The sequence below is a fragment of the Hymenobacter sp. APR13 genome (assembly GCF_000737515.1).
GTDB lineage: Bacteria > Bacteroidota > Bacteroidia > Cytophagales > Hymenobacteraceae > Hymenobacter.
In genome coordinates, this window is record NZ_CP006587.1 from 4,708,536 (window position 1) to 4,729,182 (window position 20,647).

At 63.5% G+C, this 20,647-nt stretch carries 22 protein-coding genes and 1 pseudogene; 6 read left to right on the forward strand and 17 right to left on the reverse strand.

From position 1 onward, the window contains the following. Positions 1–9 precede the first annotated feature (9 nt). Complete coding sequence (locus N008_RS24090) at positions 10–135, reverse strand: hypothetical protein (RefSeq protein ID WP_262489699.1); 126 nt, start codon at positions 133–135, stop codon at positions 10–12. Between the two features lie 85 nt (positions 136–220). Then, positions 221–445, reverse strand: a complete 225-nt coding sequence (locus N008_RS23935; RefSeq protein ID WP_044017998.1) for a hypothetical protein — start codon at positions 443–445, stop codon at positions 221–223. 337 nt (positions 446–782) lie between these two features. Between N008_RS23935 and N008_RS19795 the strand changes: the two genes are divergently transcribed. Genes N008_RS19795 through N008_RS19805 form a run of 3 tightly spaced genes read left to right on the forward strand, consistent with a single transcriptional unit; the run spans position 783 to position 1,493 of the window. Then, complete coding sequence (locus tag N008_RS19795; RefSeq protein WP_044017999.1) at positions 783–1,001, forward strand: helix-turn-helix transcriptional regulator; 219 nt, start codon at positions 783–785, stop codon at positions 999–1,001. 3 nt (positions 1,002–1,004) lie between these two features. Beyond that, the gene (locus tag N008_RS22010; RefSeq protein ID WP_052381783.1) at positions 1,005–1,241 is read left to right on the forward strand and encodes a HipA N-terminal domain-containing protein; all 237 of its coding nucleotides are present in this window, start codon (positions 1,005–1,007) and stop codon (positions 1,239–1,241) included. A 60-nt stretch (positions 1,242–1,301) separates the two neighbouring features. Further along, positions 1,302–1,493 (forward strand): hypothetical protein, encoded by a 192-nt coding sequence (locus N008_RS19805; RefSeq protein ID WP_044018000.1) that lies wholly within the window; start codon positions 1,302–1,304, stop codon positions 1,491–1,493. 22 nt (positions 1,494–1,515) lie between these two features. Here N008_RS19805 and N008_RS24195 read toward each other — a convergent pair whose 3' ends face one another. After that, positions 1,516–1,806, reverse strand: coding sequence for an AAA family ATPase (locus N008_RS24195; protein WP_316963315.1), 291 nt, complete (start codon positions 1,804–1,806; stop codon positions 1,516–1,518). Next, positions 1,792–2,118, reverse strand: a pseudogene (locus tag N008_RS24200) (ATP-binding cassette domain-containing protein); the annotation flags it as partial. The pseudogene N008_RS24200 and the gene N008_RS24195, both read right to left, overlap by 15 nt. Positions 2,119–2,288: 170 nt before the next feature. On the opposite strand from N008_RS24200, the gene N008_RS19815 reads away from it, so the two are divergent. Further along, positions 2,289–3,164, forward strand: a complete 876-nt coding sequence (locus N008_RS19815; RefSeq protein ID WP_052381784.1) for an NAD(P)/FAD-dependent oxidoreductase — start codon at positions 2,289–2,291, stop codon at positions 3,162–3,164. A 317-nt stretch (positions 3,165–3,481) separates the two neighbouring features. Here the strand turns inward: N008_RS19815 and N008_RS19820 are convergent, their stop codons facing one another. From N008_RS19820 to N008_RS19855, 8 genes are all read right to left on the reverse strand, one after another. Further along, a complete protein-coding gene (locus N008_RS19820) occupies positions 3,482–6,685 on the reverse strand; it encodes an efflux RND transporter permease subunit (protein WP_044018001.1) in 3,204 nt (1,067 codons plus the stop codon). A gap of 157 nt (positions 6,686–6,842) precedes the next feature. After that, a complete protein-coding gene (locus N008_RS19825; protein WP_044018002.1) occupies positions 6,843–7,988 on the reverse strand; it encodes an efflux RND transporter periplasmic adaptor subunit in 1,146 nt (381 codons plus the stop codon). Further along, positions 7,972–8,583 carry a hypothetical protein gene (locus tag N008_RS19830; RefSeq protein ID WP_044018003.1) on the reverse strand — a complete coding sequence of 204 codons (612 nt, stop codon included), beginning with the start codon at positions 8,581–8,583 and terminating at the stop codon, positions 7,972–7,974. The genes N008_RS19825 and N008_RS19830 overlap by 17 nt, the downstream gene beginning before the upstream one ends. 1 nt (position 8,584) lies before the next feature. After that, positions 8,585–9,826, reverse strand: a complete 1,242-nt coding sequence (locus N008_RS19835) for a TolC family protein (protein ID WP_044018004.1) — start codon at positions 9,824–9,826, stop codon at positions 8,585–8,587. Positions 9,827–9,895: 69 nt separating this feature from the next. Further along, on the reverse strand, positions 9,896–10,399 hold the full coding sequence (locus tag N008_RS22015; RefSeq protein WP_052381785.1) for a heavy metal-binding domain-containing protein: 504 nt from the start codon (positions 10,397–10,399) through the stop codon (positions 9,896–9,898). Positions 10,400–10,529: 130 nt separating this feature from the next. Next, complete coding sequence (locus tag N008_RS22020) at positions 10,530–11,255, reverse strand: DUF305 domain-containing protein (RefSeq protein WP_052381786.1); 726 nt, start codon at positions 11,253–11,255, stop codon at positions 10,530–10,532. A gap of 105 nt (positions 11,256–11,360) precedes the next feature. Beyond that, the gene (locus N008_RS22025) at positions 11,361–12,308 is read right to left on the reverse strand and encodes a heavy metal-binding domain-containing protein (protein WP_052381787.1); all 948 of its coding nucleotides are present in this window, start codon (positions 12,306–12,308) and stop codon (positions 11,361–11,363) included. Positions 12,309–12,595: 287 nt separating this feature from the next. Next, entirely contained in the window at positions 12,596–13,072 is a 477-nt protein-coding gene (locus N008_RS19855) for a hypothetical protein (protein WP_156109433.1), read from the reverse strand. Between the two features lie 374 nt (positions 13,073–13,446). Between N008_RS19855 and N008_RS19860 the strand changes: the two genes are divergently transcribed. Both N008_RS19860 and N008_RS19865 read left to right on the forward strand, forming a co-directional pair. Beyond that, positions 13,447–15,720, forward strand: a complete 2,274-nt coding sequence (locus N008_RS19860) for a heavy metal translocating P-type ATPase (RefSeq protein WP_044018006.1) — start codon at positions 13,447–13,449, stop codon at positions 15,718–15,720. 6 nt (positions 15,721–15,726) lie between these two features. Next, positions 15,727–16,104, forward strand: coding sequence for a cupredoxin domain-containing protein (locus tag N008_RS19865; RefSeq protein ID WP_044018007.1), 378 nt, complete (start codon positions 15,727–15,729; stop codon positions 16,102–16,104). A 37-nt stretch (positions 16,105–16,141) separates the two neighbouring features. On the opposite strand, the gene N008_RS19870 is transcribed toward N008_RS19865, so the two are convergent. The 5 genes from N008_RS19870 to N008_RS19890 all read right to left on the reverse strand — a co-directional run bounded on the left by N008_RS19870 (position 16,142) and on the right by N008_RS19890 (position 20,414). Beyond that, the gene (locus tag N008_RS19870; protein WP_044019156.1) at positions 16,142–16,576 is read right to left on the reverse strand and encodes a hypothetical protein; all 435 of its coding nucleotides are present in this window, start codon (positions 16,574–16,576) and stop codon (positions 16,142–16,144) included. A gap of 55 nt (positions 16,577–16,631) precedes the next feature. Continuing rightward, positions 16,632–17,201 carry a TetR/AcrR family transcriptional regulator gene (locus tag N008_RS19875; RefSeq protein WP_052381788.1) on the reverse strand — a complete coding sequence of 190 codons (570 nt, stop codon included), beginning with the start codon at positions 17,199–17,201 and terminating at the stop codon, positions 16,632–16,634. A gap of 104 nt (positions 17,202–17,305) precedes the next feature. Next, entirely contained in the window at positions 17,306–18,328 is a 1,023-nt protein-coding gene (locus N008_RS19880; RefSeq protein ID WP_044018008.1) for a replication initiation protein, read from the reverse strand. A 700-nt stretch (positions 18,329–19,028) separates the two neighbouring features. After that, positions 19,029–19,658: a hypothetical protein gene (locus N008_RS19885; RefSeq protein ID WP_044018009.1), complete on the reverse strand. Its 630-nt coding sequence runs from the start codon at positions 19,656–19,658 to the stop codon at positions 19,029–19,031. A 12-nt stretch (positions 19,659–19,670) separates the two neighbouring features. Next, positions 19,671–20,414: a ParA family protein gene (locus N008_RS19890; protein WP_044018010.1), complete on the reverse strand. Its 744-nt coding sequence runs from the start codon at positions 20,412–20,414 to the stop codon at positions 19,671–19,673. Positions 20,415–20,647 lie beyond the last annotated feature (233 nt).

Consider the following 20,647-nt stretch of genomic DNA (forward strand, 5'->3'; position numbering starts at 1 on the left):
GGCCGGCGGCTAAGCGGCCTGCCCGAGGTGGGGCGTAGCCAGTGACTGCCCAATCTGGCGGGCGTGGTGACGTAGCAGGGCGGTGTACTTCTTGCGGCCGTGCTCCATGAGGATGGTGTTGACACTTATTTCCACCGTCCAGAGTGCATGGGGGGCTTTCTTCTGCCCCCCCGATGATGAGGAAGCAGTCAGCCTGCAGCACGTCAAGATAGAGGGTGGCCTAGCGGTCGTAGTCGTACTTCTCGATGGTAATCAGGAAGTGTGCCAGGTCGGGGCTGCTGGTGGTTTTGAAGTCGATGAGCGTGAGCTGGCGGCCGGCGCGGCTGCGCACCAACAGGTCCGGGCGGAGCTTCCCCCCTACTCCGGTGGCCGCGTGGATGGCAATGTAGGACTGTTCGGCGTGGCCGCGGTAGAGCAGGTCGCGGCAGTAGCGCTGGCGGCGCACTTGGCGGACCAGCGTTTCCAGGTCGGCCCACTTGATGCCGCGCTCGTCGGTGCGGGCATAGGTGGCGGGTTCGAGGGTGGAGGTATGGAGGTGGATGCCGTAGGCCAGCGCTACGGGGTTGGGGATGACGGGTGAGGCTCAGCAACTCGTTTTTGAGGCTGCTCAGGTCGGTGTTGCTGACCTGGGGCAGGGCGCGGTGCTGGGTTTGGACCCGCAGATTACAGCGAATAATTTATACCCGATGAGGTATAACCTACTCTGTATTCACCATCTTTATACCCGATAGGGTACGATACATCTGGTTCAGCTACTTATTACACCCGAACGGGTATATATTATGCCACATACATTGGCCGAATTTGTAAAGCAGCGCCGCCGTTTGCTGCAGCTTTCGCAGCCCGACCTGGCAGCCAAGGCGGGCGTGGGGCTGCGCTTCGTGCGCGAGCTGGAACAGGGCAAAGCAACCCTGCGCCTAGATAAGGTCAACGCCGTGCTGCAGCTGTTCGGGCACGAGGTGGGGCCAGTACCGGTAAGTCGCTCACCAGAACCGGAATAAGTCATGCGCCGGGCGGAAGTACGGATGCGCAGCGAAGTGGTGGGACACCTGACCCAGGATGAGCAGGGCTATACCTTCGCCTACACGCCGGCCTACCGGCTGCGGGCCGGCGCGGAGCCGGTCAGTCTCACGCTCCCCCTGTGGGAGCATCCCTGGCTGGCATTAATAGACGCGTTAATTAAGGTTAGCCGGCTTGGCTGGCCTCAAATCCAGCTCAGCATCAACCCGACATTAAAATAACCGGTATTTGACGTTAGATAATCTACTTGACCTCGAAAGTGACCCGTTGTTACCTGCAGGTTGCCGCGCTCCATTGAGTGCAGCGCCCAGGCCCACTTCGACAACCACGTGCACTTCAAGTGCACGGCCTGCCAGCACATCTTCTGCCTCAACCAGGTGGTCATTCCGGCCGTGACGCTGCCAGCCAAATTCGAGGCCCAGGCCCGCGACTATCTGCTGTCCGGCACCTACCGCGAGTGCCAGCCTTCCTGAGCCGCCAGGACGCCGGCCCGGGCTACACGGTTTGCAGGTAGAGGGTTTCCAGCTCGCTGACCGTGAGGCTGTGGGTGGGCAGGGTTTCCACCAGCTGGCCTTCGCGCATGATGCCGATACGAGTGCCCACTTCCTTGGCCCGGAAAATGTCGTGGGTGGCCATCAGGATGGCCGTGCCCGCCTGGCTCAGAGCCAGCAGCAGCTCGGAAAACTCGTTGCTGGCTTTGGGGTCAAGGCCGGAGGTGGGCTCGTCGAGCAGCAGGGCCTGGGCTTGCTTGGCTAGGGCAATGGCAATGCCCACTTTCTGGCGCATGCACTTAGAATAGGCCCCCACCCGCCGGGCGTGGGCCTCGGCGGGCAGCCCGGAACGCAGTAGCAGGTCATGCCGCTCCAAGGCGGAGTAGCGGAAGCCGGCCAGGGAGGCGAAGAAATTGAGGTTTTCCAGGCCCGTGAGGTTGGGTTAGAGCATCACCGTTTCGGGCAGGTAGGCCAGCCGCCGCCGGGTTTCGAGCGGGTGCTCGTCTACACTCAGCCCGCCCACCAGGGCCTGGCCGGCCGTGGGCTGCAGAAACCCAAGAAACAGATTGATGGTGGTGGTTTTGCCGGCCCCGTTCTGGCCCAGCAAACAGAATTTTCGCCCGGCGCGATGGTTAGATTAAGGTTGTTCAGGGCCGGGCGGTCGGCGGCGCCGGCCGCCGCCAACCCGCTCTTCACTACCCGGCGCATCTGCGTGCTAAACCACTGGCCCACCCCCGGCAATCCGCCTCATCCCATCTTCCACAAATCATCTCCTCCATGAATTTTGACACCATTATCGTAGGGGCCGGCAACGCCGGCCTGAGCGCGGCCCTCACCCTGGGCCGCTCGCGCCGCCGCGGGCTGGTGCTCGACGGCGGCCCGCCCCGCAATGTCCCGGCCGCCCACGCCCACAACTTCTTCACCCGCGACGGCATCCCGCCCGCCGAGCTGCTGCGCCTGGGCCGCGAGCAGCTACAGCCCTACGACGGGGTGGAAATCCGGGCGGCCCTGGCCCAAACCGCCCGCGCTGTGCCGGGCGGCTTCGCCCTGGAGCTGGTCGACGGCACGGCAGTAACGGCCCGCACGCTGCTGCTGGCCCCCGGCGTGGTGGACGTGCTGCTCGCCATTCCCGGCTTCCGGGAGCTCTGGGGCCGGGGCGTGTACCACAGTCCCTACTGCCACGGCCGGGAAGTTCGCGACCAGCCGCTGGCCCTCTACGGGCGGGGCGCGCTGGGCTTCCACCTGGCTGTGCTGCTGCATCACTGGGCCCCCGGTCCGGTACTCTGCACCGACGGTCCCGCCGAACTCGACGCCGCCCAGCTCGCCACGCTCGGGCAGCTGGGCATCCGGGTGCTGGAAACGCCGGTGGCGGCCCTTGAGCCCGCGCCGGCCGGTGGGCTAACGGTGGCCTTTGCCGACGAGTCCCGGCTCGCGGTGGCGGCCGTGTTTGCCCGCGTGCCGCAGCAGCAGCGCACCGACCTGGCCGCCCAGCTCGGCTGCGCCTTTACCGACGACGGCATCTATATACAAACCACATGGTATGGGCCTAACCAGCGTGCCCGGCGTGTACGCCGACGGCGACCTGACCAGCCCGTTCCAGCAGGTGGTAGCCGCGGCCGCGGCCGGCATGGGCGCGGCGGCCCTGCTCAATAACACGTTGATCTTCCAGGACTACGCGCCCGCCAGCTGACGTGGCCCGGGCCTCCGCCTTTCGATGGGCTCCGCTCTGCCTGCCTCCCGCCGGGTGGTGCCGCACTCCCGGTGTCGCGCCGTTGTCACCTAGTGAAAAAATGTCCTGTCCCCATTTACCATCACTGCGAGTCCTCACTGCTCCAGCCTGACTGCGCGTAGCGGCTTCATGCATTATAGCCTCCTGCTGCCGAACTGCGTGCTCGCGGCGGCCGGATGAGCAGACGCGGGCAGGCTGCGCAACCGCTGAAATGCGCCGTGCATGCCGGAAAGGCAGCCTATTATCCGGCATCGACCGGCGGGGTGAGCGGCGCCGCGTCGAGCTCCTGCGGGTGGTCATCGAGGCCCGTTTCCCGATGCGCCGCGAAGTACTGCGCCAGGGCCTTTTCGCCCACCAGCCAGAACACCACCGGCGTTACGATAATATCGAGGAACGTGGACGAAAGCAGGCCGCCAAGGATGACGGTGGCCACCGGATACAGGATTTCCTTGCCCGGCGCGTCCTTGGCAAGCGTGAGCGGCACCAGGGCCAGGGCGGCCACTAAGGCTGTCATCAGCACCGGCACCAGCCGCTCCAGCGAGCCGCGGATAATCATGGGGAGGCCGAACTTCTCGCCTTCGTGCTCGACGAGGTGGATGTAGTGCGAAATCATCATGATGCCGTTGCGCGAGGCAATGCCGGTGAGCGTGATGAAGCCCACCAGTGAGGCAATGCTGAACGTGCCGCCCGTGAGCAGCACCGCCACCACCGAGCCGATGAGCGCCAGCGGGATGTTGAGCATAATCTGACCCACCATCAAGGAGGATTTAAAGTGCGAAAACAGCACCAAAAAGATGCCGGCCAGCGAAAACAAGCTCAGCCACAGTATCTTCTGCGAGGCCGACTGCTGGCTCTCGAACTGCCCGCCGTAGGTGAGGTAGTAGCCCGGCGGCAGCTTGACCTGCTGGCTGACTTTGGCTTGGATTTCCTTCACCGTGGAGCCCAGATCCCGCTCGGCCACATTCAGCGAGATGGTGATGCGGCGCTGGGTGTTTTCGTGGTTGACGGTATTGGGCCCTGGCTCGTATACCACGTCAGCCACTTCGCTCACCGGAATCATAGCGCCGCTGGGCGTTTCGATGCGGGTCTGACTGATGGCCGCAATGTCGTTGCGCTGGGCTTCGGGCAGCTTCACCACCAGGTCGAAGCGCTTCTGCCCGTCGAGCATCTGCGACACCACGGCACCCTGGAACAGCGTTTCCAGGTCGCGCACCACCTCGCCCCGGGCCATGCCGTAGGCGCGGAGCGTTTCGTCGCGCGGGCGGATCAGGAGCTGCGGAATCTGAACCTGCTTTTCGACCTGCAAATCGACCACGCCGGGCACCGTGCCGGCGGCGGCGCGCACCTCGTTGGCGTAGCGGCGCAGCTCCAGCAAGTCGTTGCCGAATACCTTGATGGCCACCTGGGCCCGCACGCCCGACAGCAGGTGGTCGAGGCGGTGGGAAATGGGCTGACCGATGTTGACATTCACGCCCGTAATCAAGCTGAGCTTCTGGCGCATGTCGGCCAGGATTTCGTCGCGGCTGCGCATGGCCTTGCCCTCTGTTGCAAGTTCAGCTTCGGTCTTGAAAGCCACCTCAATTTCTGAGTTGTTCACCGACTCAGCGTGCTCGTCGAGCTCAGCGCGGCCGGTGCGGCGGGCGGTGTAGGCCACTTCCGGAATCTTAAGCATCTGCTGCTCGCCCAGCGTACCCAGGCGGTTGCTTTCGGTGAGCGAGGTGCCCGCCGGGGCCGAGAAGTTGACCGTGAGGGAGCCTTCGTTGAACGGCGGCAGGAACTCGGTACCGAAAAAGGGCACCATGGCCGCGGCCATTACAAACAATAAAGCTGTGGAGGTCAGCACCAGTTTGGGCCGCTGCAGGCCCCAGGTAAGCAGGCGCTTATCCTTCTTTTTCAGCCAGCGCACCAACCCGCCGTCGGTCTCGGGGTGGTCCATCTGCTTCATGCGCGGCAGCAGGTAGTAGCACAGCACCGGCGTCACGGTCAGCGACACGAACAGCGAGGCCACGATGCTGGTGATGTAGGCAATGCCCAGCGGCGCGAAAATGCGGCCTTCCATACCTTCCAGCGCAAACAGCGGCAAAAACACCAGCACCACGATAATGGTGGCGTACACGATGGAGTTGCGCACCTCCGACGAAGCCGCGTAGATGACGCGCAGCACCGGCTGCGGGTCGGGCCGCTGCTTGTTTTCGCGCAGGCGCCGGTACACATTTTCCACGTCCACGATGGCGTCATCCACCAGCTCGCCGATGGCAATGGCCAGCCCACCGAGTGTCATGGTGTTGATGCTGATGCCCGCCACGCGGAACACCAGCGCCGTCACCAGCAACGAAAGCGGAATAGCTACCAGCGAGATAAATGTGGTGCGCACGTTCAGCAAAAAGGCAAACAGCACGATGACCACCAGAATGGCCCCATCGCGCAGCGCTTCCTCCACGTTGCTGATCGACGACTCAATAAACTCCGACTGCTTGAACAGCCGCGTATTCACCCGCACATCTTTCGACAGCGAAGGCTGTAGCTCCACCAGGGCTTTTTCCACGGCTTCGGTGAGGCCTACGGTGGCGGCGCCGGGCTGCTTCTCGATGCTCAGAATTACGGCCGGCTGGCCGTTCACGCTGCCGTCGCCGCGCTTGAAGCGGGCCCCGAACTCCACCCGGGCCACGTCGGCCACGCGGATGGGCGACTGCTCCCGGTAGCCCACAATGATGTTCTCGATGTCGGCCACCGAGCGCAGCCGACCCAGGTTGCGGATGAGTACTTCCGAGCCGTTGCGGTCAAAGAAGTTGCCGGTGGTGTTCAGGTTGGACTGCCGCAGGGCTTCTTCTACCTGATTCACGGTCAAGCCGGTGGCGTTCAGGCGGGGCATATCCAGCAGCACCTGATACTGCAGGTTGTCGCCGCCGATGGGAATCACCTGGGCCACGCCGGGGATACTGAGCAGGCGCTGGCGCACGGTGTAGTTGGCCAGGGTGCGCAGGTCGGCGGGGTTGGTTTCCTTACCGCCCGACAGCCCTACCAGCATAATCTGGCCCATGACCGACGAAATGGGGCCCAGCACCGGCGTAATACCTTCGGGCAGCTGCTCGCCGGTGGTTTGCAGCTTCTCGCTCACAATCTGGCGGGCCGTGAAGATGTCGGTGCCGTAGTCGAACTCCACGAACACCATGCCCAGGCCGATGGCCGAATTGGAGCGCACCGCCGATACGCCGGTGGCCCCGTTCAGGGCTGTTTCCACGGGCAACGTCACCAGGGCTTCCACTTCCTCAGGGGCCATGCCGGGCGCTTCCAGAAACACGGTCACGCGGGGCCGGTCCAGGTCGGGCAGCACGTCTACCGGCAGCTGGCTGGCGGTGTAGGTGCCGGCAATCAGCAGCCCCACGGCAAAGGCCAGCATGAGCAGCCGGTTCTGCAGGGCAAAGCGAATTATTTGGTCAAGCATCCTGGGTAGGAATTGGTGGGATGGTGGATTAGTGGCTGTCATGCTGAGCGCAGCCGGAGGCGAAGTCGAAGCATCTCTACTTCTGGCCAACCACTACTATTGCAACGAAGCAGTAGAGATGCATCGGCCAGCTCAGCATGACGTTCTACTACTTCACTTACTGGTTGAGATAGATGGACTTGAGCTGATAGGTGCCGGCCGTTACTACCCGGTCGTTTTCGTTCACCTGGCCCTGCAGGAGAACCGTTTGCTGGCCGCTGACGGCGCCGGGCTGCACGAAGCGAATCTTGAACCGCTCGGGCTCAGTGTGTACAAACACCACCGGCTTGCCGTTGAGGTCGGTGATGGCCGCGGTAGGCACCACCAGTTGGGGCTTGCCGCCGCCGGTCTGGCCCACTACCTGCACGTTCACGGCTTGGCCGGCGCGGTAGGCGCTGCCTTCGGTGGCATCGAGTTCCAGCACCAGCTGCCGGGCCTGGTTCACGGGGTTCACTACGTTGCTGAACACCACCAGCCGGGCCGGTACGCCCGCCTGGCCCTGCAGGCCTTCCACCCGAAACTGCGCGCCGGGTGTGACTTTAGCTAAGTCCTGGGCAAACACCTGGGCCTCCACGCGCAGCTTGCCGGGGTTGATGACCCGGAACAGCTCGTCGCCCTGATTGACCTGCTGGCCCACGGCCAAACTGAACACGTCCACGGTGCCGCTCACGGGCGAGGTGATACTGACACGCCGCTGGCTGGCCTGCCCGTTGTAAATGGCCGCGTTCTGGCGGGCCTGGCGCAGGCGCAGCTCGGCGGCCACCACGTCTTTGCGGGCGGCAATGTCGGCAATGGTTTGCAGGCGGGCGTAGTCCTGCTGGGCGGCGCGCAGCTCGGCCTGGGCGTTGGCGCGCTCGGTGCTGAGGCCGATTTGCTGGGTAGCATCCAGGGTTTGCTCGATGACGGCCAGTGTCTGCCCGGCCCGCACGGTTTTGCCCACCTGCGCGGCCAAACTCACGATGCGCCCGGTCTGGGGCACCACCACGCGGCCCTCGCCCCCGGCCGCGGCCGATACCGTGCCGTAGAGCGTGGCCCGGCTGTAGGTGGTGGAGTAGGCGGCCAGCTGGGTGCGCACCTCGAACAAAAACTGGCTTTCCTTGGGCAGCAGCACCTCGTCGGTGAGGGCCACGCCGGTGCTGGCTTTGGCGGTGCCGCCGTGGTCTTCGCCGCCGTGCGCCTGCACCAGGCGGGGTGGGGGCAGTAGTACGGTCAGCACCAGTCCGGCAGCGGCGGTGGCGGCCAGAAATTTATGCGTGGTTTTCATGAGCAGCGGAAACAGGGGTGGAAACGGGCGTAACCGGGCGGCGGCGGCGCAACAGCAAAACCGTCAGGCCAATGCCCAGCCCGAAGGCCCCGAGCAGGGCGGCAATGGTTTGCCAGGACGAAAAGAGCCCGGCAGCAGCAGCAGACGGTGCCTCGGCCACGGGAAGCTTCTCACCGACCTTAATGCCTTCGAGCAGCACCAGATCGGCCCGCTCCCCGGCCACGACGTTGAGGGCGAAGCTGTAGGCTTTATTGGCCGGAAACTCCCCTTCGACCAGATAGATGCCGGGTTCCTGCTCGGTCACCGCCCATTTAAGCGCGGCATCTTCGGGGTTGGTGAGCGTGAGCTTGGCACCCTTGATGGGGGCGTTGGTGGCGTAGTCCGAGAGGAACAAACGCAGGTCGGCGGGCTGGCCACCTTCCAGGGGCTCGTAGCGCAGCAGCACCTCGAACTGTTCGGAGAGGGCCGCCACGGAAAACGAGGTGGCCCCGGCCGGCGTAGCGGCCGATGCCGTGCCGCTGTGGTCTTCGCCGCCGTGGGCGTGGGCCGCGCCGGTCAGCAGCAAACCCAGGAGCAAAAAAAGTAGCTGTTTCATGTTATTCGCCCTGCAAGTAGTTGAGTTCAATGAGGGCCTGGCGGTACTCGCGGATGGTCGTCAGGTAGGTGTTCTGGATGGCAAAGGCCTGGTTCAGACTCAGGATAAGTTGCAGGTAGCTCACTTCCCCGGCCCGAAACAGGCGCTGCGACTGGCTGATGATGGCCCTCGACTGGGGCAGGCCGGTTTGCTCATAATAGGCCAGCGACACCGCGAACTTGCGCGTGTCGGCTACGGCTTGCTGGTACTGGGTGCTGAGCTCCAGGCGCTGGGTTTGCAGCTGGTAGCCGGCCGCCTGGGAGCGGGCCGTGGCCGCCTGCAGCTGCGAGCGGTAGGTCCAGAACCACACGGGCACCGATACGCCAAACTGAAAGCGGTACCGGAGCGCCGAGTTTTCAAACGCCTGGTTCTGATAGCCCACCGTGAGGGCCGGCGTGCGCCGGGCCCGCACCAGGCTAATGCCCGACTGGCTCAACGCCACGTTCTGGGTGGCGGCGGCCAGCGTGGGGCTGCGCACTAGGGCCGTGCTGTCGTCGGTGGGCAGGCCGCCGAGCAGCGCCGTGCCGGTTTGGGCCAGCTCCTGGCCGGTGCGGCTCAGGTCGGTGCTGGTGGCCAGGGCTTCGGCGGGGCGGCCCAGCAGCAGCCCCAGCCGGCGCTGGGCGGCCTGTTGGTCGGCGGTGGCCTGCTGCAGCAGCACGGTTACCTGCCGGGCTTCGGCGTCGGTGCTGATGCGCTGCAATGAGGTTACTTCGCCGGCCGTGAACAGGCGCTCGGTGGCCAGACGCAGCACCCGAAACAGGCTGTCCTGGTAAGTGAGCTGGCCTACCTGAGCCTCGGCAAACTGCAGGCTCAGGTAGGCCAGGCGGGTGTCGCGCAGCACGCTGGCCCGGCTCACGTCGCGGTTGCGCTCGGCCAGGCTGATGCCGGCATCGGCCACCTGCCGCTGCCGCCGGTACACGTTGGGCAAATCGATGGTTTGCACCACGCCCGGCGCCCACATTTCGCCGGTGGGCGCCGAGAACAGGAAGTCCGGGTTGGCCGGCGCGAAGGAGCCCCGCTTCAGGGCGCGCTGCTCCTCAATTTCCCGGTCTGACTGCCGCAGACGGGGGTGGCGGCGCAGGGTCTGGGCCTCGGCGCTGTCCAGGCTGATGGTGGTTTGGGCCCGCACCGCGCTGGAGCAAAGCGCCAGCAGCACCAACGTCAGCAGCCAGCAGCTCCCGCTTTTTATGTTTAAGAACTTCATACAATCAGTTTAAAACCAGCCGGTGAGTTGCCCGCGGTTGCTGCAGGCAGCGGCCCAAACGGCGCCCGCCTACGACTTTTTCACGAGGGCCATGCCGCACTTGGGGCAGTTGCCGGGCTTAATGCTGGCACTGCCTTCGCAGTTCATGGGGCAGGCGTAAGCAGCAGCGGCAACTTTACCGGCTTTCGCTTCTGAATCGAGCTTTTCGAACCGGGCGCTGAGCGAGCTGCCGTTGGCTTTGAGGCTGACGATGGCCGTGCGCAAGGTGAGGCCGGCGGGGACGGCAGCTACCAAATGGTTGCCGGTGGGCAGCAGCTTAACTGAGCTGGTTTTGCCCGCCGCGCTCAGCAGCATGGCCGTGCCGGTGGCGCGGGTTACGGGCAGCGTCTTCTCGTTGTCATCGAGCAGATACACCTGCAGCTGGCCGGCCTGCTGCACCAGCTCCAGGTGGTACTTGCCGGCCGTGCGCACCGTGCCGCCGTGGGGCGAAGTGTGGGCGTGGGTTTCGCCGGCGGCTTTGTGGCCGTGGGTGGCCGTGGGCGGCCGTGCCGGGCGTGTGGCTATGCTGGGCAACGACGGTGAGGGGAGCGGCCAGCAGCAGGGCCGAGGCGAGAATGGGCAACATCTTCATAAAAAAACCGGGTACGAGGGTTGGGTGAATGAGGCGGCCGGCCCCGCGCCAGCGGCGGGGCCGGCCGGGGGCTTACATCTTGTCGGCGTTCTGGTTGTGCCAAGCTTTGAAGTCGGCTATTTCCTTTTCCTGGGCAGTAATCATCTGCTGAGCCATCTGCTTGAGCTTGGTGTCTTTGCCGTGGGCCAGCTCGGCCTTGGCCATGTCCACGGCGCTCTGATGGTGCACCGTCATCAGCATGTTGAAGTTCATGTCGGGGTCGGCCACTGTCTTGGGCATATTCTGCATCATGCCGTCCATAGAGGCCTTCATTTTGCTGGTGAAGGGGTCGGCGGGGTCGTTGGGCTGGTAGTTGGTGGGGGCGCTGTCGAGGCGGGTGGCGGCGGCTTCCAGCTCAGCAATTTCCCGTTGCTGGTCGGCCTTGATCTGCTCGGCCATGCGGCGCATGGTGGCGTCTTTGCCGTCGCGTAGCTGAAGGTCGGCCATTACTACCGCGCCTTTGTGATGCTCAAGCATGTGGTGGGCAAAGTCGTGGTCGGTGTTGCCTTTGGGCTTGGTGGCGTGCATCTTCTGCATCATCTCGTTCATGGCCACCAGCTGCGGCGAGCTGCCGGCCGGGGCCGCGCTGCCGTGGTCCATACCCGCGTGGTCCATGCCGGCCATGTCGTGCGCCCCGTCGGCGGCGGTAGTGGTTTCGGTGGTCGTCGCCGTGGTGTCGGCGGCTTTATCGTTGTTGCAGCTGGTCGTCAGCAGGGAGCCGGCGCAGAGGGCGGCGAGGAAAAAAGCAGACTTTTTCATGGGTTTGGTTGAAGTAGCGGGTTGTCAGTTGTTAGTCAGTTTTTTAATAAAAAACTGACTAACAACTGACAACGAGCAGCTGACAATTCAAGTGAAAAATGGGTGCTAGGCCTTCACGTTGATGGTGAAGTCGCCGGTGTGGATTTTGCCCGCGTGGTTGAACTGCAGAAACACGCGGTAGAGGCCGGGCTTCTCGAAGTTGGTGTTGAAGCCGATGTTGGGGCCTTTGTCGGCTTGGTCGTTGGGGTGTACGTGCAGGTAGTTCTCGGTGTCTTCGCTGATAACCACCACGTGGCCCAGCGCCCCGAGGTAGTTGGCCAAGTCCGTTACCGGCTGCCCATCTTTGCTGATGTTGATTTTCATGCCCAGCAGCTGACCCACTTTCAGGTCCTTATCGAAGGAAAGCGTGGCCTGGTAGCCATCCTTTTCCCACTGCATATCGTCGTTTTTAAACTTGACGGGAGCGTAGGCCAGCCCCTTCACTGTGAGCGGCTGGCGGCCCAGCTGGTGGCCCGAGCCGGTGGGTGTATAATCCTGAAACAGCACGTAGTCGCCGCCCTTCGGGAAGGTGTACTGCACTTTGTAGTCGCCGGCCGCCGTGTACTCAGGGTGCTCGTGGTAGAACTGGCCCAGGTCCTTGCTGACGATGATGAGGTGAATCTTCTTCTCGTGCACCACGGCCAGGGGCACGGGCGCCGATTCGTTGCCGGTTTCGCGGGGCGTGAAAGCCAGGGTGGCGGGCTGGCCGGCCGTCACCTGCATGGGCGTGGGCACCAGCTTCATTTCGTAGGTTTTGCCGTTGGAAACGGCGTCGTTGTGCTCCAGCTTCATGCCGCATTTAGGGCACTTCTCGCCGTCCTTGGTGCTGGTCACCTCGGGGTGCATGGGGCAGGCGTAAGTGTGGCTGCCGGCGTGGTCGGCAGTGCCTGCGGCCGGGCCGTTGGTGGGCGTCGTGACGGTATCGGTGGCGCTGCTGGAGGCCGAATCGGAGGAGCAGCTGGCAGCGGTGAGCAGGCCGGCCACGGCCAGCAGGGAAAGTGGGAAGCGGGACATACAGAAAGGTTGGGGTTGAACATCCGGCCATTAGCAAAGCAGCTAACCGGGAATCTGAACTCGGGGCCACTGCCGTTGCCGGCCGGTCCGCAAAGCAGGCGGCAAGCCGCTTTATGGCAGCGGGCGAAGAACCGGCTGGCGGTTCGTGGCGCTACGGACCGAGCACCTGAATCAGCAGGAAAAGGGCAAGTAGGCGCGCATTAGCGGCCAGCGGATACGCACACGCAAAGGCTCGCCACCGGACATAGCAGTGCTATACCGGGGCGAGCCTGGAGTGCGTCAACCAATCAGATCGTCAGGGACTTAATGAAGATCCGGATGTCGGGGATTTTGGGCGGCAGGTGCCCGGCCGGCACCAGGACCACCGCGCGCGTGCGGTCCCAGGCGCCGGCGGCCGGCCGGAAAAAGAAGTCGTGGCTGACGGGCAGCAGGGCCGGCGCGGGCGTGAGCAGAGGCTTTTCGCCGGGCGCGGCCAACGACTTGAGCAGCGTAGCGGACTTATCCTTGCAGCAGTCGTGCTTGCCGGCCGGATGGGAGCCGGCCTGGCCGTGGCAGGCTTTCGCCTGCTTCTGCCGGGCGGTAGCCGTGGCGTGGCCGTGGCAGCCGCGGTGGGTGGGCCTGGCCGCTGCCGGCGTTGTTACGTTGGCAGCCACGGGTGCCGCCTTCAGGCTCGCGCAGTAGCACTGCCCCACGAACACGTTGACGAAGACGAGCAGGAAGCTCGTCGCCAGCAAACGGCGCAAAGGGAACAGACTACGGAACATAACAGGCGCTAAGCAACTGCAAAACTAGACATCTGCACGAAAAGTGCGGCGTGGCTGCTTACTATCATTCCACCCCAAGGGTTTTACTATGGTCAGCCGGTGCCGCCGATCCGTTTGCAAAAAGCTGGCGTGCGTTGCCCGGCGGGGATTTCCGGCAAGTGCCACCAGCCGCCGCCGGACCATCAGCCGGCGAAATTACGCATAAGTTCAGCCGGATTCTGTAAACCCGGCCTGCCGGGCTCAAGTGCAAATTATGCATGTTTCCGGATGGATTCCGTACCAGCTACGGGTCCGGAGCGCCGTTCCTTTGCAGAGTGTTTACGGGGGCTGGCGGATTCCGCCGGCCGGCACCGTTGCCCCACCTACTGACTTTTATGGAACCAACCACCAAAACGGAAACCCTCGACATCGAAGGCATGACCTGCGCCTCCTGCGCGTCGTTTGTCGAGAAGTCCCTGACCCGCACGCCGGGCGTGCAGCGGGCCGTGGTCAACTTCGCCACCGAAAAGGCCACCATCGACTACCTGCCCACGCAAGCCAGCCCGGCCACGCTGAAAGAAGCGGTAGTGAATGCCGGCTACGGCGTAACCGAGCGCGCCCCCGACACCTCGGCCGCCGACCGGCAGGCGGAAATTGATCAGCAGAAAGCCGTGGCTTACGGCAAGCTCAAGCGCCGCTTCTGGGTGGCGGCGGGCCTGGCCGTCCTCATCATGCCGCTGAGTATGCTCATGCTCTGGCCCGCGCTGATGCAGCAGATGAACATGCAGATCCTGAACTACGGCCTGCTCGTACTCACGCTGCCGGTGCTGTTGTACAGCGGGCGGGAGTTCTACGTTTCGGCCTGGAACGGCTTCCGGCACCGGGCCGCCAACATGGACACGCTCATTGCCGTGGGCACCGGCGCCGCGTTCCTCTACAGTCTGGCCGCGACGGTGGTGCCGGACTGGTTTACGCGCCAGGGCATCATGCCCGAGGTGTATTACGATACTACCGCCACCATCATTGCCCTGATTCTGCTGGGCAAGCTACTGGAGCTGCGGGCCAAAACCCAGACCTCGGCCGCCATTAAGGCCCTGATGGGTTTGCAGGCCAAAACCGCCCGCGTAGTGCGCTCCGGCGGCCAGGAAGTGGACGTGCCCATCGAGCAGGTGCAACTGAACGACATCATCCTGGTGCGGCCGGGCGAGAAGGTCGCCACCGACGGCCTGATCGAGGAAGGCCACTCGGCTGTGGACGAGGCCATGCTCACCGGCGAAAGCCTGCCGGTAGAGAAGAAAGCCGGCGACCCGGTGTTCGGGGCCACGCTGAACAAAACAGGCTCTTTCCGCTTCCGCGTAACCAAAATAGGCGCCGACACCATGCTTTCCCAGATTGTGAAGCTGGTGGAAGATGCCCAGGGCAGCCGCGCACTCATCCAGCGGCTGGCCGATAAGGTCAGTGCCGTCTTCGTGCCCACGGTCGTCGTCATAGCCATTCTCACGTTCGTGCTCTGGTTTGATCTGGCCCCGGTGGAAAGCCGCCTGCCGCTGGCGCTGGTCAACTTTGTGGCCGTGCTCATCATTGCCTGCCCCTGCGCGCTGGGCTTGGCCACGCCCACGGCCATCATGGTCAGCACCGGCAAAGGCGCCGAGCACGGCGTGCTGATTCGTAACGCCGAGGCGCTGGAAAAAGCCCATCAAGTAGATACCGTCCTACTCGACAAAACCGGCACCATCACCCGCGGCGAGCCTGCCGTCACGGACTTCGTGCCCGCGCCTGGGCAAGACGCGGATCAACTGCTGCAAGTGGTAGCGGCAGTAGAGCGGCAGAGCGAGCATCCGCTGGCCGCAGCCGTGGTGCGCTACGCCGAGGCCCAGGGAGCCAGCGTTATTGCAGCCGCGGGTTTTCAGGCCATTGAAGGCAAAGGCGCGCAGGCGGTGGTAAACAGCCAGCCCGTGCTCATCGGCAACTTCCGCCTGCTCGAAGAAGCCGGCATCTCCCTGCCTCCCGCCGTGCGCCAGCAGGCCGACGAGTTGCTAGCTCAGGCCAAAACGGTGCTCTACGTGGCAGTAGCGGGCCAGGCGGCCGGCGTGATTGGCGTAGCCGATACCGTGCGCGAAACCTCGGCCACCGCCATCAAACACCTGCAGGCCATGGGCCTGGAAGTGGTGATGATGACCGGCGACAACCCCCAGACCGCGGCCCAGGTCGCCCAGCAGGTGGGCATCACGCGCTACTTCGCCGAGGTGCTTCCTGCCGATAAGGCCGGCAAGGTGAAGGAGCTCCAGGCCGAGGGCCGGACGGTGGCCATGGTCGGCGACGGCATCAACGACGCGCCGGCCCTCGCGCAAGCCGATATCGGTCTGGCCATGGGTGGCGGCACCGACGTGGCCATGGAGGCGGCCGGCATCACCCTGATGCGCTCCGACCTGCAAGGTGTGGTGACGGCCATCGAACTGTCGCGCCAGACGATTCGCACCATCAAGCAGAACCTGTTTTTCGCCTTCATCTACAACACGATGGGCATTCCCATTGCCGCCGGGCTGCTGTATCCTTTCTTTGGCATTCTCCTTTCACCCATGCTGGCGGCCGGGGCCATGGCCCTGAGCTCGGTATCGGTACTTACCAACTCGCTGCGCCTGCGCGGCTTCTCCCCTCTCCCGTCCTAACCACCCATGGATACTACCGAAATCATCGTGACCCTGGTGGGGCTGGCCCTGGCCGGCTTCGTGGTCTGGTACTTCTTTCTCTCCGCCCGCCCGACGACCAGCGCCGTATCGTCCTCCGGCGGCGTGCAGCAGGTGGATATTACCGTGAAAGGGGGCTACTCCCCCGATGTGATTGAGGTGGAGCGCGGCAAGCCCGTGCAGCTAAGCTTCTACCGCGACGAGGAAAACAGCTGTTCCGAGGAGCTGCTGCTCCCCGACTTTAGCATCCGCCGCGACCTGCCGGCCTTCAAAACCACTTTGGTAGAACTGCTGCCCCAGCAGGCGGGCACGTTTGTGTTCACCTGCGGCATGGGCATGCTGCGCGGCCGCCTCGTGGTGAAGTGAGTGCCGGCCCCGCTGCTCTGCCGGCCGGCGGCGGTACTCAGGCGCGGGCGGGCCGCCACAGCGGGCCCACGGCCAGCAGCAGCACCAGCACGTTGAAGCCCGCGTTGGATGGGTTGCCCGAGGCCACCGAGCCGGCGCTGTCCAGCACAAACCAGGTGAGCACGCCCCCGAGCACGGCTTTGCGCACGTCTTCGGGGGCTTGGTCGTAGACGCGCCCGGCCAGCAGCCAGATCATCACGCCCCAGCCGGCCAGAAAGCCGCCCGTCAGGGCCGACAGAAAGCGGGTGTCGGGGGCCGCAAAGGTGCTGCTGCCATCCAGCGGCCAGCTCAGCAGGTCCAGCGTGAAGCGGGCGGGCCCGGCCGTGGCCGCCCGCGTGCCCAGCGTGAATACCGGCCCGAACGAGCCGACTACCAGCGCGGTAACTTTAAGCCAGAACCGGTGAAATCTGTGTGAGCTGAAAGAATGCGGCATAAGGGGGCTGAATTGGTGAATCAGCCGCATAGGTAAGACCCCGCCGGCGCGGATTTTAGCCGCTACCGTCCAATGCCGGCGCCCCGCCCGTGCTGAGCGTGCGCACCAGCTGCGTAAGCTGACGGAAGTAAGCCGAGAGCCACTCGCGGGTCAGCGTGGCGTCGGTCAGCTGCAGGTAGAAGTTTTCCAGGGCCAGCTGAAACACGCCGCCCAACAGGTGGGGCGTCAGGTGCGAAGGCAGTTCCCGCGCCCAGAGGGCCAGAAACGCCTCGGCCGCCGGCCCCGAGGCCTCGGCCAGGCACTCGGCGTAGGGGCCGTGCCGGCGGTGCACCCGCAGCTGCCGCTGAAACAGCAGGTCCGTGCGATGCTCCAGCAGCACCGTAATCAGGCCGGGGTCAAGGCTCTCACACGCCGCCTCGCGCCGGGCCAGCAGCCGCGCCTGCCCGACGTGGTAGCGCAGCAGCTGCCGGGTGAACACTTCCAAATCAGCGAAATGGTGGTAAAACGAGGACTTGCTGATGCCCACCTTGCGGGCCAGCACCTCCACTTTCAGGCCGTCGGGGCCGGTGGCAGCAAACAGGGCGTAGCCCGTCTGCAGCCAGATGGCCGTGGGGTCTTCTTTCATGTGCCGAACATAGGAAATTCCTGCCGCCATGCTGGCTATGGGTGGCGCCTTGCCCGCTGACGGGTGCCGGTCAGTCAGGGCAAGCGCATTGTACCGGAGCCGGTTCAGAGCTTGGCGAACAGCCCGGCAAATTCCGTCTTAAGGTGGTTGACGGTTGTGCCGCCGATGTTGTCGAACACCTTGGATTTGGTTTCGTGGCTAACCAGCAGCTGATGCGTGGATTTAAGCAGCTTCGTGAAATGCGCCTCGTCGTCGCCCAGGTGCTCCAGCACGGTTCTGATCTGCGAATCGGAAACCTGTAGCTTCTGCAGTCGGGCGATGACGCGCTGGTGCAGCGTCGGCATCTCCGCACTGATGCCCAGGGGCAGCTGATCCGATGGTTTCTGCTTCTGCCGGCTTTGGGGTGTGATGTCAATGCTAGCCGGCTCCTGACCGTTGCCGGCGATAACATGCCTGGGAATAGTGAACCGAATCCTGCTGACCTTGCGGCCGGCTTTCAGCGGCTCCCAGCCAATCATCCAGCCGATATCCTGCAATTCCTTGATGGCGGGCTCCAGGACATAGCGCTTGAAATCGTAGAAAATGGCGTAGGACGTGTCTTCCGTACCTATCATCTGCTCCCGCAGCTTTTCAATCTCCACCTCCCAACTGCCCACGTCATCCCAGCTAGTGAGCACCCAGTACAGCCGGTGTGCATGAGCGCTCTTTAGGGTGAGAATGGTTTCAATCTCTACGGTTGTGTACTCACTGGCGAGCTCCAGCAGAAACGGCTTTATCTCGGGCGCAAAGTTCCCTGTCACGTACCCCGTACCCTCATCAATTTCCATGAAGCTGATGATGCCGTAGTTTTTGATGTTCATCTTACCCCGGGAGCTGGTACGGGCAATGCTGACCACCTTACCCATGAGCGTTTTACAGGCCGCATCGATTTGCTCATATACTGGGCCTGATTTCGCCTTCGGAATAATCCGCTTCATGGGAATCCGAATCTGCGGCAACTCCAGTGACTTGGAATGGATGCAGCCCAACGCCAGGGCAATGATGCGCGCCTCAATGTGATTAAGCTTCAGGGGCGACCTTACAAGAATATTGGCCTGCCGGGCCTGGGGATAAAGGGATGGTTCCATAAGGAAGGTAACGTAGGACCAGCCTAAACTACGGAAAATAAAAATATCCTTCCGTAGAGCCGAGTCGGTGGCCCGGTGTAGTTTCTTCCGTAGTTACGCCGGATGAGTGTAGTTTCTTCCGTAGATGGTGTAATTTCTTCCGTAGTACGGTGTAGTTTCTTCCGTAGGTGGGTGTAGTTTCTTCCGTAGTACGGTGTAATTCCTTCCGTAGGCGGGTGTAGTTCCTTCCGTATTTAAACTATATATTCTATTTATAATCAGACAGTTACAGTGCTTAGAAGAGAGAGGAAATTGAAGAATAGAAAAACTGAAAGGCCTCTGTTTTTTGGTTGTGTGGCGTTTATTTTTCTGGCTTCAGTTGGTGCCAAATTGGCTCCGGCCCAGGTTAAGCGCTGCCCGCAACTTTCCGGGCAACTACGGAAGAAATTACACCGGCGGCTCGCGCCATGTCATAAACAGCTGTGGTGTTGCCGTATTGCCGTATTGCTGTGTTGCCGGCTCTGCTATGGACAATCACAGCCAGCGGGCCACGCCAGTCCCCTGAGGTCGTTCAGGCAAACCTGACAGAAGAAGGACGTGTCGTTGCGCTGCTGTAGCAGCATACCCAAACGGGGAGGCATGATGCAGCGCGGCAGCTGCCGTAGCAGCGCCCAGCCAGACAGGCCAGCCCCTCCCCACCGGTCGGCGCCAGGTCGCGGGCCTAGCGGCCCCGCCCCTTGCGGATCTGCTGGCGCCGCACTTCCTCTTTCTGCCGGATCTGCAGCGGGCGCTCCTCAATCTCGGCGTTGGCGAATAGCAGGTCTAGTGCCTCGTGCAGGGCCTGCTTCTGGGTGAAGTCGTACTGGCCGCCCATGCGCTGGGTGTGCACAAAGTTTTTCAGCTTCTCCAGGTACTGCCGGCTCAACACGAAGGTCTGCCGCACGTCGCTGTCGGGCGCGTCGTCCGCCCCGGTCGCCGCCGGATCAACTGCTGCATCGGCAACTGCTGCCTCGGCAACTGCTGCAACATCCGTAACATGATTCTGCTCGGCTACCGGCGCTGGACGGGCCGGCGTGCCCGCCTTTGGTCGGCCGGGGGCCTTGCGGGCAGGCGCGGCAGCTTCCGGAACAGCTGGAGCGGCGGCCGGACGACGGCCGGCTTTGGCCGGGGCGGTGCTACCGGAGCTATCCGTAACAGGCGCGGCGGCAGGTGCTGCGGCCACGGCGGCCGGCTCCGGGGCCGGCGGCGTGCTCAGGCGGTCCTGCTCCAGGAAATCTAGCAGGTCTATTTCCGAGGTGCGTTTAGTGGGCTGGGCGGTGCCGGAGGACAGCTGCTTGAAGGACTTGGCCATGCGGAAGGAAGGTTAGCGGGTGAGGATTTCGGCAATGAGCTGCTGGTAGTCGGTAGCGCCGGAGCTGTTGGGGGCGTAGGAGAAGATGTCCTGGCCCAGGTGGGGAGCCTCCCCCAGCCCGATGGTTTCGCGAATGACGTTGCGCAGCACCAGCTCGGGGTATTTCTCGCGGATGGCTTCGGCCGTTTCGCGCCGCAGAATCTTGCGGCCGTCGAAGCGGGTGAAAAAGATGCCGTCAATCTTCAGGGTCGGGTTGAGGCGGCGCTGTACCCGCGAGACCAGCTCCAGCACCTTTTCCAGGCCGTCGGTGGCGTAGAGCTGCGCCTCCAGCGGAATCAGCAGCGAGTCGGCGCAGGCGTAGGCGTTGAGCGTAATCAGCCCCAGGGCCGGCGGGCAGTCCAGCAGAATGAAGTCGCACTTGTCGAGGATGGGCGTGAGCAGGTCCTTGAGCAGATACTCGCGGTCCAGCTCGTCGCCCTTCACCTTGTCGAAGCTCGACAGCGCCGGGGCCCCGGGCACCACGGCCAGGTTGGGCTGCAGCGGCTGGGCCCGGAACGCGTATTCGCCCAGCAGCGCGCCGTAGATGTTGTTTTCGGAGTGGTCGAGGCGCAGGCCGCGCGTCAGGTTGATCTGCGGGTCAAGGTCAATCAGCACCACCTTATGGCCGGCACGGGCCAGGCCGGCGCCGATGTTCACGGTGGAAGTGGTTTTACCAACGCCCCCTTTCTGGTTGCTCAGTGCAATGATTTTAGCCATGGGCCAATATTACGAAGGTTATCGAAGTTATCCATGAATATAGTGTTACTCATGCGCATCGGGTTATCCATATTATCTGTGTTACTAATGTTACTCAGTATCATTTCAACGATTTTGTACTTCCGGTAATCCGGCAAAACCGCGAGCAGGCATTGACAATACTGAGGGCACAGGCCCGCTTGGTGAAGGTCAGGTGTGGGTCGTCCGGGCATTCGTAGCGCCCAGCGCAGACG